Origin of the sequence: Nocardia sp. CC201C (assembly GCF_030010695.1) — a bacterium.
Taxonomy (GTDB): domain Bacteria; phylum Actinomycetota; class Actinomycetes; order Mycobacteriales; family Mycobacteriaceae; genus Nocardia; species Nocardia otitidiscaviarum.
Genome location: NZ_JASCXP010000005.1, coordinates 1 through 15,449, shown reverse-complemented (window position 1 = coordinate 15,449; position 15,449 = coordinate 1). Strand labels below are relative to the sequence as shown.

Genomic DNA, 15,449 nt, shown 5'->3' with positions numbered 1-15,449 from the left:
GGGAGCTTCATCGTCGGCGGCGCAGCGTCGACAGCAGCCCGGCGGCAAGGGCTCCCGCGCCGAACAGGGCCGCCCCCGCCCCGGCGGTGAGCCCCGGACCGCTCACCCGCGGTTCGATGACCGCCGGTCCCGGCGCCGGGATATCCGCCGGGACGTCGTTTTCCGAGGCGGTGGCCGCCCACGCGGTGGCGAACAGGATGATGCGCGCGGTGATGTAGCTGAACACCATCAGGCCGAGGATCGGACCGAAGGCGACCCCGGCCGGACTGGTCGCCACCCGCTTGAGAACGAATGTGGCCAGCTGCTTGAAGATTTCGAAGGCGATGGCCGCCATGAGGGCCGCGCGGGCCGCACTACGCAGGGTCACCGCATGCCTGGGCATGCGGGCGATGATCCAGACGAACAGCGCCCAGGTGGCCAGTACCGCCAGCAGCAGCGACAGTGCGGTCAGCACGGCGGTCGCGCCCGGAACATGGTCGAGCCCCACAGTTTCGAGCAGTTCCCCCGCGAGTCCGCTGCCCGCCAGCACCGACAGGCCCAGCGACACCACCGAGGCGAGTCCGAGACCGACGAGAGCGAGCAGGTCGGACCCCTTGGTCACGAACCAGTTCCGCTCCTCGGCCTTCTGCTCCCACTGCTCGGTGAGCGCCGCGCGCAGATTCGCCACCCACCCCAGCCCGGAGTAGAGGCCCGCCGCCAAACCGATGATGCCGACCCCGGCGCGGGATTCGACGGCCTGGTCGATGAGGTCGTTGAGCTGCTCGCCCGCCGAGCCCGGAATGTTCTCGACGATCTTCTCCTGTATGTCGGTGAGCAGCTCGGGATTGTTGGCCAGTACGAAGCCCGCCACCGCGAAACCCACCATGAGCAGCGGAAACAGCGACAGCACAGTGAAATACGTAATGCCCGCCGCGTAATAGTCGCCGCGCTGCCGCTGATATCGGCCGCCCGCGCGCACCATATGGTCCAGCCACGGGCGGGCCTGGATCCACCCCTCGATTCGCGCTTTGACCTTGTCGAGCACCATTCACCTCCGCCACGGCCCCGCGCGGGTGCGGCGGATATCGGCGCTGCGCCGACCCGGCCGAATCAGCTCGGCCGAGCCAGGAAGCCGACCCGGTCGTACACCTGCGCGAGGGTCTTGCCGGCGACCTCACGCGCCCGCTCCGCGCCCGCGGCGAGAATGCGGTCGAGTTCGCCCTGGTCAGCCATATACTCTCCCACCTTCGCCTGGAAGGGAGTGACAAATTCGATCAGCGCGTCGGCGGTATCGGCCTTGAGATCGCCGTAGCCCTTACCCGCGTAATCCTGCTCGAGGGTGACGATCGGGGTCTCGGTGAGCGCGCTGAGAATGGCCAGCAGGTTCGAGACGCCGGGCTTGTGCTCGGGGTCGTAGCGGATCTCGCGTTCGGTGTCGGTGACGGCCGAGCGGATCTTCTTGGCCGAGACCTTGGGATCGTCGAGCAGGTTGATCAGCCCGGAATCGCTGGCGGCCGACTTGCTCATCTTCGAGGTCGGATCCTGCAGGTCGTAGATCTTGGCGGTGCCGGACACGATATGCGCCTCGGGCACCACGAAGGTCTTCTTGAACCGAGTGTTGAAGCGCTGCGCCAGATTTCGGGTGAGTTCCAGGTGCTGGCGCTGATCCTCGCCGACCGGCACCTGATGCGCGCGGTAGAGCAGGATGTCGGCGGCCATGAGCACCGGATAGGTGAACAGGCCCACGGTCGCGTTGTCCGCGCCCTGCTTGGCCGACTTGTCCTTGAACTGGGTCATCCGGCTGGCCTCGCCGAAACCGGTGATGCAGTTCAGCACCCAGGTCAGTTCGGCGTGCTCGGGCACGTGCGACTGCACGAACAGCGTCGACTTCTTGGGGTCGACGCCGACGGCGAGCAGCTGGGCAGCCGAGATCTTGGTGCGCTCGCGCAGTTGCTTGGGATCCTGCGTCACCGTGATGGCGTGCATATCCGGGATGAAGTAGAAGGCGTCGTAGTCCTCCTGCATGCCCACCCAATACTGCACCGCGCCAAGGTAGTTGCCGAGGTGGAAGGACCCGCTGGTCGGCTGGATCCCGGACAGGACCCGCTGCTTGCGATCGGGGGTGGGTGCAGGACTGGACATGCCCCGATCTTCCCATGCCGCGTCCAGCGGGATTTCGGGCCACCCCGCCCGGCCGCACGGGGCCGCCCGCACCGCCCGTCAGGCGCCGAGCCGCGCCGCCAGCGGACGCGGATCCACCCCCGGCATGCTGGGCCGACCGGAGTTCACCAGCTGCTGTTCCCGGCGGGTGAGCAGGCGATAGAGCGGGTGGCTGGGGCCGGAGAGGGGGCCGCGCAGCGGGGCGGGCACCAGCGGCGGGGCGATATGGGCGGTGCGAACGGCCCGGGTCAGGCCGCGGAAGGCGACCTCCTCGGGCAGGCCCCACCTCACCCCGTACATCTCCCGGATGCGGGGCGGCAGGCTGCCCTGCACGAGCAGCGAGAATCCCGACGCGGCGGACTGGAACGGCAGCGGCAGCGGGTAGGCGACCCGCTGCCCCATGAGATAGGAGCCGACCAGTTCGGCCTCGTCGGTGAGGTACAGCTCGTCGGAGGCCAGGTAGGCGTCGAAGGAGCGGCGGAACTCGCGGTAGCTGGCGGGGGCGGCCGAACGCGGCATGCCGAACAGTTCACCCCAGCGCACATAGTCCTGGTAGAGGCCCTCGCGCTCGGTGTCGGTCAGGCGGCGGACCAGCAGGTCGTGCATGACCTCGGCGGAGTCGAAGGTGAACGCCATGGTCATGTACATCAGGTGCGGGTCGCGGGCGGAGTAGCGGGACCCGGCCGGATGCTTGTCCCCCGCGGCCTCCGGCAGTGCGCCGCTCACCGGGGCGTGCCGTTTGCGGGTGAAGGCCAGGGCCCGGTCGGCCTCGGCCTTGCTGCCCAGGAAGACGGCCTCGAACAGGCGGCCGGTCAGGGCGAGCCGGGTGTAGGGGGTGGTCCGGTGCTGGGTGTTCTCGGCGGTGCCGACGTACAGCAGCGGATTGACCGCGCCGATCACCAGCGCTCGCTGGCCGTAGGTGAGTCCCACCGCCCGCTTGCGCATGACGCGGCGAATCATCGAATCGTCGGAGAAGTATCCGGGCTCGCGTGCGGGCATCGTTGCCTCCAGTCAGGGGGACGCACGTCCATCTGGCAAGAGCATCCCCCAGAATTACGATTCTGGCAAGGACCCCTGCCAAAAACGCGACCATGCCAGAATCGACTCGTGACCGGGCAGCGAACCTACGGTGGCGTCTCCGCGGAACAACGACGCGCGGGACGCCGGGCGGCCCTGCTCGCCGCCGCCCTGGACATCCTCGGCAGCGAGGGTCTGGAACGGCTCACCGTCGCCGGACTCTGCGCCCGCGCCGGACTCAACGAGCGCTACTACTACGAACAGTTCGACAGCCGCGACGCCGTACTCACCGCGCTGTTCGACGGCATCGCCGAGGAGTTGGCGGCGACGGTACTGCGCGCGTTGCTCACCGCTCCCGACGACACCCACGGCAAGGCGCACGCCGCCGTATCCGCCGGAATCGGCGTCCTCGCCGACGACCCGCGCAAGACCCGGGTGGCGCTGCTGGTCAGCGCGGCCACCCCGGAACTGCGCTCCCGCACCCTGCACACCATCCGCACCTTCGCGAACCTGGTCGCCGCCGAGGGCATCGACTTCTACGGCCTCACCGAGGCCGACCCCGACCCGGCCATCGCCTTCCGCGCCACCTACCTGGTCGGCGGCCTGGTGCAGATCCTGGCCAGCTGGGTCGAAGGCGACCTCGCCATGACCCGCGACGAACTCATCGACCAGACCACCGACGTGTTCGTGCTGCTGGCCGAGGACCTGGCGCAGCGGCTGCGCTGAACCTCGGTGCGGCTCTCGAGTACGCGAATCTCGACGACGCCGGCGCGATCTACGCGGTGCAGGTGTGAGAGAGCACGGCTGCCTTCGACGCGCATATGGAGGACGCCGCCCAGTCCGGGATGCACGAGGCGACCAAGGTGTTGCGCGCCCCCAGGACCACGGTTTTGACCACCATCGATTGATCGATCGCACGCCACGGCTTTCCTGCACGCCGATCGGATCCGCGCGGAGGTGACGGTGACCGGGCAACGGACGGGGTCACCACTGACCCGGTCGGCGGCAAAGCTGCCCGGTTCGCCGGAGTCAGTCGGCTTCCCGCGTATCGAATACCAGCGACGCCGTCGCGGAGGCGGGCGGCACGGCACCCTGCAACACCACACGGAAGACCACCCCGCGCCGCGCCCAGTAGTCCGCCGCGTCGGTCATGGCCGAGTCGAACCAGGACCGCTGCTCGGGTGCGTCGGCGAGCAGTTGGTCCGCGTCGCGCACGGCGATCACATAGCCCCGCGCGGGGCCGAGGCGGTCGTCCAGGTCGCGCAGGCTGTCGTCGAAGGCGTCGCGATTGCCGCCGAAGTAGTACGGGAACTGCAAGGCGGCGGCGAACTCGTCGAGCACACCCGCCACCGTGCGCATACTGCGCCCGCGCACCTCGCGCACCACATAGCCGTCCGGCACCGCGTAGCGGACACCGCCGAACTCGGGGGCGCTCACGTCGAGTGCGCCGAGCACGGGCGTGGGTGCTACCGGGTCGGTCCGGTCGGTCGGCCGCACGGGAGCGGCCGGACCCGGCACGCCCGACTCATCAGCCCCGTTCCCTCCCACGCCACGTCGCTCCCGCGGATCCTGGGCGCGTGCATCCGTCCGCCCCGCCCGGTTCCGCTCGACCGCGCCCGTTCCCTCGGCCGTTTCGGCTCGCTCGGCCCCTGCCACAGCCGATGCGGCCGCATCCGGGCCTGATCCGGCCGCGCTCGACGCCCCGGGCGTATCACCGGCCGATTCCGTCCGGCCCGTGTCCGGGACAGCGTCGGTGACCCCGGATTTCGGGTGCGGGGCGGCCGATTCCGTGCGGACAGCGTCGGCGGACAGGAACTGGGACAGCGAGATCGGCTGGGGCATCAGCGCATCCTCGTGAAGGTGTCGTAGTGGTCGCCGGTGTAGTAGGCGGAGCCGTCGCTGCCGGTGACGATGCGTTCGGCGTCGCGGCCCCGGCCCCGCTGCTTGGGGTTCACGTCCCATTCGCGGTAGGTGATCGGATTGCCCGCGGCGTCCTTGCTCGGCAGGGCTCGGGAGCGGTTGAAATACCGGTCGCCGCCGTGGGTTCCGGGAGCGTCGGCGGAGTCCGGCCAGCGGCCCGCGTCGATCTCGACGAGGGTGCGGTAGGCGCGGTCGGGGACGCCCGGGACCCGGCTGAGCGCGGCCGCCGTCGTCGGGGTTCCGCGATTTCCGTTGGCGGGGCCGGGTTTCGGCGCGGTGCTCGCTATCCCGGCGTCCCGATCGGCCGCGGTGGTCGAGGTGGCCGCTGGGCGATTTCCGCTGGGCGAGGCCGCCTCTCGGCCGGAGTCGCCGCCACGCGAGCCGAGCACCGCCACCGCCAGCGCCACCAGGGCGACGCCCAGCAACAGCCAGGCGCGCAGCCGCGGCGACACCGTCACCGGTACTGCACCGTGACGGGAGCGTGGTCGGACCAGCGCAGCGCATAGGTCGGAGCCTTCTCCACCACGGCCTGCTTGGCGCGCACGGCGATCTCGCCACGAGCCAGGTGATAGTCGATGCGCCAGCCAGCGTCATTGTCGTAGGCGCGGCCGCGGTAGGACCACCAACTGTAGGGTCCGGGCTCGCCCGGATGCAGTTCGCGCACCACGTCCACGTATCCGGCGGCCAGCATGCTCGACACCCAGGCCCGCTCCCCCGGCAGGAATCCGGCGTTCTTGACGTTGCCCTTCCAGTTCTTGATGTCGAGTTCGGTGTGGCCGATATTCCAGTCACCGCAGATGACGAAATCGCCGGTGTGCGCCAGCATGCGCGCGCCCACCGCGTCCAGGAAGCGGTACTTCTCGTCCTGCATGGGCGTATCCGCCTCGCCGGTGTGGACGTACACGCTCGCCACGGTCAGCTCATCGAAGTCGACCTCGATATAGCGGCCGGTGGCACCGAATTCGGTACTGGGAACCCAGGTTCCGTTGTCGTCGTGGCCGATGCCGACGCGCACCGCGCGGGGCTCGCGCCGCGACAGCACACCCACGCCCGCCCGTCCCTTCACGCCCGGTTCGGCGTGGCTCAGGAACCATCCGGCATCCAGGGCCGGAGCCAGCGCCTTACGCGTCTGCTCCTCGGTTGCCCGCGTCTCCTGCAGGCAGATGACGTCGGCCTCGGTGACGTCCAGCCACTCGAGCATCCCCTTCCCGGTCTTGCCGGTGGCCGCGCGGATCCCGTTGACGTTGATCGTAGAGATGATGGTGGGCACGGTACGACCGTACAATGCGGCTATCCCACTCTTCTCGTGGACATCGAGGTCCAGGAAGGGGTGATGACGATGACGTCAGGCACCACCGCGCCCACCACCCCGCTCGCGCCGATGAGAGCCCTCCACATGGGTTCCGGCGAACCGCTGCTCCTGCTGCACGGCTTCATGCTCTCCCCGCACTGCTGGGAACAGGTGGCGCAGCGGATGGCCAACCACTGCGAGGTCTTCGCCCCCGCCTTCACCGGGCATTGGGGCGGACCGGATTTCGAGGGCTGGTACCTGGACGTCAGCGCCCTCGCCGATCGCATCGAGGATCAACTCGACGAGATGGGCTGGCGCTCCTGCCATATAGCCGGGAATTCGCTGGGCGGCTGGGTGGGCTTCGAGTTGGCCCGCCGCGGCCGGGCGCGCACGCTCACCGCCATCGCCCCGGCGGGCGGCTGGCAAACCCCGTCCAGCCTGCAGATCCGGGTGGGCATGAAATTCCTGTCGCTGGTACCGGTGGTGGAGATCGGCAAGCGCCTGCCCGAGGCGGTCGCGTTCAGCGCGCCGATCCGCCAGCTCGTCGCGGCCCTGCTCACCAAGAACTTCTCGGCCGCGCACCGGCGCGGCGTGGAGGCGGCCATCACCTCGGCCCTGAACTGCAAGGCCATGATCCCCATGCTGGTCAGCGGCCTGCGCGCACCCTGCCTCGAGCATCTGGGCGATCTGCCCACCCCGGTGCGGCTGCTGATGTGCGAGCACGACCACATCATTCCGAACCGGGTCTACGCCCGCCGCTTCCTGAAGGAACTGCCCGACACCGCGGACCGCATCATGATCCACGGCGTCGGACACGTCCCCATGCTGGAGGCCCCGGACCGGATCGCGACCCTCATCGCCGAGCACGTCTACGCCAGCCGCACCCGCCTGCGCGCGGTGTGAGCTGATCGAATTCGTTCGGTGATCCGGATCGTCGAGCCGCACCCGCCCGCGGGCGGTGTGAGCACGACCGAGATGATCGGCCGCGCCGGCGGTCCGCACGCGCGGGAAGGCCGCGCCCGCCTGCGCACGGTGGAATCACCGCCGGGACGGTCGCCGCCCACGGCCGGGATCCCGGCCGTACCGCGAGCCGCCGCGTGGGCGACGGTCGCCCGATTCAGTTCTCGCCGCGGGCGCGCTGTTCGTAGGCGCGCCGCGCGTCCTGGTCGACCTCGTCGGTGAACACGTGATCGAGCCCGAACGAGCGCGCCAGGAATTCGTTGGCCACCCGCGGCAGGAAGTACTGGAGGTGGACGAGCGCACCCGCGACGCGGGTCACCGACACGCGGTGGCGTGGCTTGGCGATGAGTCCGGCGACCGCGTCGGCGATGTCCTTCGGCTCGGCGTTGCGCAGCCCCTTGGCTCCCTCGGTACCGGCGATGAGTTCGGTATTGGTGAAGGTCGGGGCGACGGCGGAGAAATGCACGCCGGAGTCGCGGTGCTCGAGCCGCAGCGCCTCGGTGAGCTGGAGCACCGCGGCCTTGCTGGCGCAGTAGGTGGCCAGCCCCGGGGTCGGCGCTTCGCCCGCCAACGAGGCGATATTGATGATGTGGCCGCGTCCGCGCGGCAGCATGCGCTGCGCGGCCAGTTTGCTGCCCAGCACCACGCCGTACACATTGATGTCGAGGATGCGCCGGGTGACCCGGTCGGGTTCGTCGGCGAAGCGGCCCGCGGGCATGATCCCGGCATTGTTGACCAGCACGTCGAGCGGCCCCAACCGCCGCTCGACCTCGTCCAGGAAGGCCGCGAAGCTGTCGGGATCGGTGACGTCGAGCTTCCCGTAGACCTCCAGCCCCAGATCCGCGCCCGCCTCCTTGACCTTGGCCTCGTCCACATCGCCGATGGCCACCAGCGCCCCGAGATCCCGCAGGGCGCGCGCGGTCGCGAAACCGATGCCGCGCGCCCCTCCCGTGATCACCACGACCTTGCCCGCGATTGTCGCCGCCGTACTCATCTCGCCTCCAAGTCGGCATCGGCCGGAACACCGGCCGGGTCACTATTTCGATGATTCATCGCCCCACCGCAATCCCGCACGGATTCGGGCGAATCGCCGGGTACCCGAGAGCACCGAGCCGCGATACCGCGCTGGACGGGCTCGGGCGATCATCCGGCCCGCTTCCCCGCGTGCGCCCGGTCCACGCGCACGGCGCCGGCCCGCCGACCACGAGTGCGTGTATACGCACCCCGCGAGCACCGGCGCCGCCCGCCGTGCGCGGGCGGCTCCGGGCGTGACCGCTACTGCGCGAGCAGCCCCTTGGCCACGTGGGTCACCTGGATCTCGTTGCTACCGGCGTAGATCATGAGCGACTTGGCGTCGCGGGCCAGCTGTTCCACCCGGTACTCGGTCATGTAGCCGTTGCCGCCGAACAACTGCACCGCCTCCATGGCCACCTCGGTGGCGGCCTCCGAGGCGTACAGCTTCATGGCCGAGGCTTCCGCCAGGGTGGGCTGCTTTCCGGCCCGGCCCCGCTCCAGCGCGCTGAACACCATGTTCTGCACATTGATTCGCGCCACCTCCATCTTGGCCAGCTTGAGTTGCACCAGCTGGAAGCGGCCGATCTCCTGGCCCCACAGCTTGCGGTTCTTGGCGTAATCGATACAGAGGCGGTGACATTCGTTGATGATGCCCAGCGCCATGAAGGCCACGCCGACCCGCTCGGCGGTGAAACTCGAACGGGCGCTGTCGCGTCCGTCGCCGCCCTTGTGCTCCTCGGTCTCCCCGAGCAGACGATCCTTGGTGAGCCGCACATTGTCGAAGAAGAGTTCACCGGTCGGTGAGGAGTGCAGGCCCATCTTCTTGAACGGCTTGCCCTGGGTGAAGCCCTCCATGCCCTTGTCCAGCACGAAGGTCAGCACCTTGCGATCCCGCTTTTCCGCGCCGTCGCCCTCGTCGAGCTTGGCGTAGACCACCACCACGTCGGCGTACGGACCATTGGTGATGAAGGTCTTCTGCCCGTTGAGGATGTAATCCTCGCCGTCGCGCTTGACGTAGGTCTTCATCCCGCCGAACGCATCGGAACCCGAATCCGGTTCGGTGATCGCCCAGGCCGCGACCTTCTTCATGGTCACGATATCGGGCAGCCACCGCTCCTTCTGGGCGAGCGTGCCGCGCGACATGATGGTGGTGGCCCCGAGACCGATGGACACGCCCATGGCGCTCACCAAACCCATGCAGACACCGGACAGTTCGCCGATGAGCACGGCCATCAGCGATTCCTGACCGCCGAACGGGCTACCACCGCCGGAGTCCTGCTTCGGCCTCTCCGGCAGCGGCTCCCCCGCGGCCAGCGCCTCCTCCTTCACCCGCTGCTTGGCCAGCATCTTGGCGACCATCTCACCGGTCATGACGTCGATGCCGAACTCGCTGAACAGCTTTCGGATGACCGGGTAGGGGGACATCTCGCCGCTGTCCAGGGCGTCCAGGTTGGGGCGGACCTCCTTGTCGATGAACGCGCGGACCGCGCCGCGGATCATCTCGTCGGTCTCGGACCACTCGAACATCGTTGTTCTCCTCGATCTTTCGAAGATCTGTGGGGTCAATAGAGGTCAGGGTAGGCGGTTGGCGATATCGTCGAGGGTCCACGGACCTTCGGTCTCGATGGTCTTCACGTCGTGCCAGCCCGCCAGTTCGGAGATGGCGCCGCCCTGCACCGCGAACACCTTGCCGGTGATCGGGCACTTCTCGGTGGCCAGGTAGGCCACCAGCGGGGAGATGTTGGCGGGACTGAAGGCGTCGAATCCCCCCTCCTCCACCGCATCCGCCTCGGCCGCCATCATCGCGCCCATGCCCGGCGTGGCCAGGGTGAGGCGGGTGCGGGCGATCGGGGCGATGGCGTTCACGCGCACGCCGTAGCGGGCCAGCTCATCGGCGGCCACCAGGGTGAGCGCGGCGATACCCGCCTTGGCCGCACCGTAATTCGCCTGACCGGCGTTCGGGACGGTGGTGCCCGACGCCGAGGCGGTGTTGACGACCGCGGCATTGGGCTGGTTGCCCGCCTTGGACTGGTCCTTCCAGTACGCGGCGGCGTGCCGCAGTACCGCCGCGTGCCCCTTGAGGTGCACGGCGATGACCGCGTCCCACTGCGCTTCGTCCATGCCCGCGATGAAGCCGTCGCGCAGGATGCCCGCGTTGTTCACCACCACATCGAGGCGGCCGAACTCGGACACGGCCTGGTCCACCAGGCTTCTCGAGCCCTGCCAGTCGGCGATGTTGTCGGTGTTCGCTACCGCTCGCCCCCCTGCGGCGACGATCTCGTTCACGACCTCCTGCGCCGGGCCGGCGTCGGAGCCCTCACCGGCATTGCTGCCGCCCAGGTCGTTCACGACGACGGCCGCGCCCTCACGCGCGAACAGCAGCGCGTGCTCCCGGCCGATGCCGCGACCGGCGCCGGTGATGACGGCCACCCGGCCCTCGAGTGCACCCATGGAAACTCTCCTTCGAAATGTCTGTGGCTGGGCGGTTTTCAGTCGGCGATGACGGCCACGCCGTCGGTCAGCACCAGATCGTCACCGCGTGCGGTCACGAAGGCATAGGTGGTGCGCCCGTCCGCGCTGCCGGTCCGCCAGATCCGGGTCTCCAGGTCGTCGTTGGGGAAGACCATCTTCGAGAAGCGCACCGCGAACCGCCGCAGCCGGTGCACATCGGAGTCCGCCACCGCGGTGAGCACGCCCCAGGACGACATGGCCATGGTGCACAGGCCGTGCGCGATGATGCCGGGCAGTCCGGCGTCCTTGGCCACCTGCTCGTCCAGGTGGATCGGCACCGGATCACCGGAGGCCGGTGAGTAGCGGTAGGTCTGGTCGGCGTCCACGTGCGCGGACACCGTCGCCAGCGGATCCCGTTCCGCCAGCGCCGGATCGAACTTGTGCGCCGGAGCGGTGTCGCCCACGCGCGGCCCGGCGTCGAGATTGCGGAAGAACGCGGTCAGATACTGCTCGTTGACCAGTTCCCCGTCCTCGGCGCGGCATTCGATGAGCACGGTGATGGTGGAGCCGTTGTCGCGGCCCTCGTAGCCGATGACCTTGGCCCGCGACCGCAACCTGTCGCCGGGACGGATCGGCCGGTGGAAGTGGAAGTCCTGCTCCCCGTGCACGACCCGCCCGAAGACGTCCATCGGCACCACGTCGATGATCGGCACCATCATGGCGTCGAAGACCGGCACGATCCCGAAGATCGGCGGTGCGATATCGCCCTTCAGATGCGCTTCGATGGGATCGTTGGTGGCGGCAGCGTATTCGGCGATCCGCTCCCGCGTGACCTCGAAGGGCTCCTCGTCGCTCCAGACGTCGAGCCCCTTGGGGTCGAATTCGACTGCGGTGCTTGTCATCTCAGGCCGCCGTGGCGAGGCTGTCGAGCTGCGCGAGGGTCTTGTCCAGCTGGGTCAGGCCGTCCTTCTCGACCGCCTTGCCGAGCGCGCCCTTGATGAGCGCGCCCTCGAAGTCGCCGGAGACGGCGAACTTGGTGCCCTCGCCCTCGGCGGTGATGTCGAAGGTGAACCGCACCTTCACCCCGGCCATGCCGGTGCCGCTGAGCACCATCTGGTTGGGCGAGTCGACGCTCTCCACCACCCACTCGATCTTGTTCGCCATACCGAGCATGACGATCTTGGCGACCAGCTTGGCGCCGGGGGCCAGGGTGGCGGGCGGCTCCTCCATCCAGCGCTCGTGGATGGAGAACCACTTGTCCCAGGTCTGCGGGTCGGAGACGACCGCCCACAGGGCTTCGGGGGTGGCGTTGAGGGTTTTGCTGGCTTCGATGTGGCCCATGGGGAAACTCCTGTGCTGTGCCGCGGACCCGGCGCTGCCGGACGCGGCGGTCGGTTGGGATGGGAAGGTCGGCTGCCTCAGCGCTCGGCGCGCTGGTAGGCGGTGACGACGGCCGCGCCGCCGAGCCCGATGTTGTGCTGGAGTGCGGCGGTCACGTTGTCCACCTGGCGCTTGTCGGCCCGACCGCGCAGCTGCCAGGTCAGTTCCGAACACTGCGCCAGACCGGTCGCGCCCAGCGGATGCCCCTTGGAGATGAGCCCGCCGGAGGGGTTCACCACCCACGTGCCGCCGTAGGTGGTCTGATTCGCGTCGATGAGCTTCCCGGCTTCGCCCTCGCCGCACAGGCCCAGGGCCTCGTACAGCAGCAGTTCATTGGCGGAGAAGCAGTCGTGCAGTTCGATGACCTGGAAGTCCTCCGGGCCCAGCCCGGCCTGGTCGTACACGCTGCGCGCGGCCTGGACATTCATGTCGTAGCCGATGAGGTTCTTGGCGGTGCCGTCGAAGGTGGAGGCGAAGTCGGTGGTCATGGCCTGGCCGACGATCTCCACCGCCTGTCCGGCGAGGCCGTGCTTGTCCACGAACGCCTCGCTGGCCAGGATGACCGCGCCGGAGCCGTCGGACGTGGGCGAGCACTGGAGTTTGGTCAGCGGGTCGTAGATCATGCGCGCGCCCAGGATGTCGTCGAGCGAATACTCGTCCTGGAACTGCGAATACGGGTTGTTGACCGAGTGCTTGTGGTTCTTGTAGCCGATCTTGGCGAAGTGTTCGGCGGTGGTGCCGTACTGCTTCATGTGCTCACGCCCGGCCGCGCCGAACATCCACGGCGCCACCGGGAACAGCACCTCGGAGATCTCGGCGAGGGCGAGAATGTGCTTGCCCATGGGCTGTTCGCGATCGTCCCAGGTGGACTCCAGCGAACCCGGCTTCATGCGCTCGAAGCCCAGAGCGAGGGTGCAGTCCGCGAGCCCGCCCCGAATGGCCTGCGCCGCAAGGTAGAGCGCGGTCGAACCGGTCGAGCAGTTGTTGTTCACATTGACGACCGGGATGCCGGTCATGCCGAGCTCGTAGACGGCGCGCTGGCCCGAGGTGGACTCGCCGTACACGTAGCCGACGTAGGCCTGCTGCACTTCCCGATAGTCGATTCCGGCGTCCGCGAGAGCCTTGGTCCCGGACTCCCGCGCCATATCGGGGTAGTCCCAGTCGCTGCCGTCCTCGTTCTTGCGGCGGCCCGGCTTCTCGAACTTCGTCATGCCGACGCCGACGACGTAGACCTTGTTCGTCATCGAACTCCTCACATTCGCGATCCGTTCGGATCGAACTGGCCACAAACATACAGCTCTGCACGTAACTAGACAAGGGCTCACCCGATTGCTCTGATTCTGATGACTAAACGTCCAGGTAGACGTAGGGATATTGCACATACAGCTAGAGGTGTATGTGCGCTTCGTCGCGGGCGCACGCGTAACCGGTACGCCAGCCGATAGCCAGCATCTGTGATCCACACCACCGGCGAGGATGCCGTAACGGCGGCGTAATGGATCGGCAATTGCCCGTGCACATCCCTGTACGAAGTTCACATGGTTGCTGTGCACGCTGAGAGGTTTTGACGGGAGTAGCACGTGGTCGATATCGATACCCGCGCGACCGATTCCGATGGAATAGCCGCCGCCAAGGAGACTTTGGAGGACTACACCCTCCGATTCGCCCCGCGCAGCTATCGCAAATGGAGTCCGGCGGTGGTCGGGGTCTCCGCCCTCGGCGGTATCGCCTACCTGGCCGACTTCGCCATCGGAGCGAATATCGGCATCGCGCACGGCACCGGAAACGCGCTGCTGGGCATAGGTATTTTCGCGATCGTCGTCATGCTCACCGGATTTCCGCTGGCCTATTACGCCGCGCGCTACAACCTCGATCTCGATCTCATCACGCGCGGTAGCGGATTCGGTTACTACGGCTCCATCGTGACGAATGTGGTGTTCGCCTCGTTCACCTTCATCTTCTTCGCACTCGAGGGCTCCATCATGGCCCAAGGCCTGGAGCTGGGCCTGGGCGTGCCGCTCTGGCTGGGTTATCTGGTCTCCACGCTCATCATCTTCCCGCTGGTCATCTACGGCATGAACACCCTCGCCAAGTTGCAGGTGTGGACGACTCCGCTGTGGTTGCTGCTGATGGTGCTGCCGTTCGGATTCCTGCTGGTGCGCCATCCCGATTCGGTGTCGGCGTTCTTCGCCTACGGCGGCGAGGACGGCGCGGGCGTGAGCCTGTCGGGCACCCTGCTGGCCGCGGGCGTGTGCCTGTCGCTCATCGCGCAGATCGCCGAGCAGATCGACTATCTGCGCTTCATGCCGCCGCGGACGCCGGAGAACGCGCGCCGCTGGTGGACCTGGATGCTGCTGGCCGGACCCGGCTGGGTGGTCTTCGGCGCGCTCAAGCAGGTCGTCGGCCTGTTCCTGGCGGTCTACCTGATCGCGAATCTGCCTGCGGCGCAGGGCATCGCGAATCAGCCGGTGCACCAGTTCCTGGAGATCTACAAGGATATGGTGCCGGGCTGGCTGGCCATGACCCTCGCCGTGGTGCTGGTGGTCATCTCACAGATCAAGATCAACGTGACCAATGCCTACTCGGGCTCGCTGGCCTGGACCAACTCCTACACCCGAGTCACCAAGACCTACCCGGGCCGCCTGGTCTTCCTGGTGGTGAACCTGGCCATCGCGCTGGTGCTCATGGAAGCCAACATGTTCGACTTCCTGAACAACATCCTCGGCTTCTACGCCAACTGCGGCATCGCCTGGATCGTCACCGTCGCAACGGATATCGCGATCAACAAGTACGTGCTGAAGCTCTCGCCCAAGGTGCCGGAGTTCCGCCGCGGCATGCTCTACGACTTCAACCCGGTGGGCCTGGTCGGCTTCGGACTGTCGACGGTGCTGTCCATCGCCACCTTCTTCGGCCTGTTCGGCGATCTGCTGAAGCCGTATTCGCCGCTGGTCGCCATCGTGGTCGCCTTCGTCGCGACGCCGGTCACGGCCATCGCCACGAAGGGCCGGTACTACCTGCGCCGCGCCGACGACGGCATCGACGCGCCGATGTTCGACGAGCACGGCAACCCGTCCGGCGAGACGCTGCCCTGTGTGGTGACCGGCATGGAGTTCGAGCGGCCCGACATGATCGCCTCGGCGGTGCCGGGGCCGGAGGGCGAGATCCAGTACATCAGCTCGCTGGCGTTGTCCACGGACAAGGCGGGCGTCCACCTGCTGCCCCGCCAGCACTGAGTCCGCCGAGCACTGCGTTCGCGGAGCACTGCGTTCGCGGAGCA

Annotated in this window: 15 protein-coding genes; 3 read left to right on the top strand and 12 right to left on the bottom strand. The window is 68.1% G+C overall.

The annotated features are described in order from the left end of the window. Positions 1 to 7: 7 nt before the first annotated feature. From yhjD to QK444_RS01195, 3 genes are all read right to left on the bottom strand, one after another. Complete coding sequence (yhjD, locus tag QK444_RS01205; protein WP_282776183.1) at positions 8 to 1,027, bottom strand: inner membrane protein YhjD; 1,020 nt, start codon at positions 1,025 to 1,027, stop codon at positions 8 to 10. Positions 1,028 to 1,089: 62 nt separating this feature from the next. After that, the gene (gene trpS, locus QK444_RS01200; RefSeq protein ID WP_282776181.1) at positions 1,090 to 2,121 is read right to left on the bottom strand and encodes a tryptophan--tRNA ligase; all 1,032 of its coding nucleotides are present in this window, start codon (positions 2,119 to 2,121) and stop codon (positions 1,090 to 1,092) included. Positions 2,122 to 2,199: 78 nt separating this feature from the next. Beyond that, a complete protein-coding gene (locus QK444_RS01195) occupies positions 2,200 to 3,138 on the bottom strand; it encodes an oxygenase MpaB family protein (protein WP_282776179.1) in 939 nt (312 codons plus the stop codon). A 108-nt stretch (positions 3,139 to 3,246) separates the two neighbouring features. Here QK444_RS01195 and QK444_RS01190 point away from each other — a divergent pair, with 108 nt between their 5' ends. Then, on the top strand, positions 3,247 to 3,882 hold the full coding sequence (locus tag QK444_RS01190; protein ID WP_282776178.1) for a TetR/AcrR family transcriptional regulator: 636 nt from the start codon (positions 3,247 to 3,249) through the stop codon (positions 3,880 to 3,882). Between the two features lie 303 nt (positions 3,883 to 4,185). Here QK444_RS01190 and QK444_RS01185 read toward each other — a convergent pair whose 3' ends face one another. From QK444_RS01185 to QK444_RS01175, 3 genes are all read right to left on the bottom strand, one after another. Then, entirely contained in the window at positions 4,186 to 4,674 is a 489-nt protein-coding gene (locus QK444_RS01185) for a barstar family protein (RefSeq protein WP_282776176.1), read from the bottom strand. Positions 4,675 to 4,997: 323 nt separating this feature from the next. Continuing rightward, on the bottom strand, positions 4,998 to 5,534 hold the full coding sequence (locus QK444_RS01180) for a ribonuclease domain-containing protein (RefSeq protein WP_282776174.1): 537 nt from the start codon (positions 5,532 to 5,534) through the stop codon (positions 4,998 to 5,000). Then, entirely contained in the window at positions 5,531 to 6,346 is an 816-nt protein-coding gene (locus QK444_RS01175; RefSeq protein ID WP_282776172.1) for an exodeoxyribonuclease III, read from the bottom strand. Before QK444_RS01175 ends, QK444_RS01180 begins: the two co-directional genes overlap by 4 nt. A 63-nt stretch (positions 6,347 to 6,409) precedes the next feature. Between QK444_RS01175 and QK444_RS01170 the strand changes: the two genes are divergently transcribed. Continuing rightward, positions 6,410 to 7,270 (top strand): alpha/beta hydrolase, encoded by an 861-nt coding sequence (locus QK444_RS01170; protein WP_282776170.1) that lies wholly within the window; start codon positions 6,410 to 6,412, stop codon positions 7,268 to 7,270. Between the two features lie 214 nt (positions 7,271 to 7,484). Here the strand turns inward: QK444_RS01170 and QK444_RS01165 are convergent, their stop codons facing one another. The 6 genes from QK444_RS01165 to QK444_RS01140 form a co-directional block, all read right to left on the bottom strand. Then, positions 7,485 to 8,321 (bottom strand): SDR family oxidoreductase, encoded by an 837-nt coding sequence (locus QK444_RS01165; RefSeq protein WP_282776169.1) that lies wholly within the window; start codon positions 8,319 to 8,321, stop codon positions 7,485 to 7,487. A gap of 281 nt (positions 8,322 to 8,602) precedes the next feature. After that, positions 8,603 to 9,868 (bottom strand): acyl-CoA dehydrogenase family protein, encoded by a 1,266-nt coding sequence (locus QK444_RS01160; RefSeq protein WP_282776167.1) that lies wholly within the window; start codon positions 9,866 to 9,868, stop codon positions 8,603 to 8,605. Positions 9,869 to 9,913: 45 nt separating this feature from the next. Continuing rightward, positions 9,914 to 10,792 carry an SDR family oxidoreductase gene (locus tag QK444_RS01155; RefSeq protein ID WP_282776165.1) on the bottom strand — a complete coding sequence of 293 codons (879 nt, stop codon included), beginning with the start codon at positions 10,790 to 10,792 and terminating at the stop codon, positions 9,914 to 9,916. Between the two features lie 38 nt (positions 10,793 to 10,830). Continuing rightward, a complete protein-coding gene (locus QK444_RS01150) occupies positions 10,831 to 11,694 on the bottom strand; it encodes a MaoC/PaaZ C-terminal domain-containing protein (protein WP_282776164.1) in 864 nt (287 codons plus the stop codon). Between the two features lies 1 nt (position 11,695). After that, entirely contained in the window at positions 11,696 to 12,133 is a 438-nt protein-coding gene (locus QK444_RS01145) for an SRPBCC family protein (RefSeq protein ID WP_282776162.1), read from the bottom strand. Between the two features lie 77 nt (positions 12,134 to 12,210). Then, entirely contained in the window at positions 12,211 to 13,416 is a 1,206-nt protein-coding gene (locus QK444_RS01140; RefSeq protein ID WP_282776160.1) for a lipid-transfer protein, read from the bottom strand. A gap of 336 nt (positions 13,417 to 13,752) precedes the next feature. Between QK444_RS01140 and QK444_RS01135 the strand changes: the two genes are divergently transcribed. Continuing rightward, the gene (locus QK444_RS01135) at positions 13,753 to 15,405 is read left to right on the top strand and encodes a hypothetical protein (RefSeq protein WP_282776158.1); all 1,653 of its coding nucleotides are present in this window, start codon (positions 13,753 to 13,755) and stop codon (positions 15,403 to 15,405) included. The last annotated feature ends 44 nt before the right edge of the window (positions 15,406 to 15,449 follow it).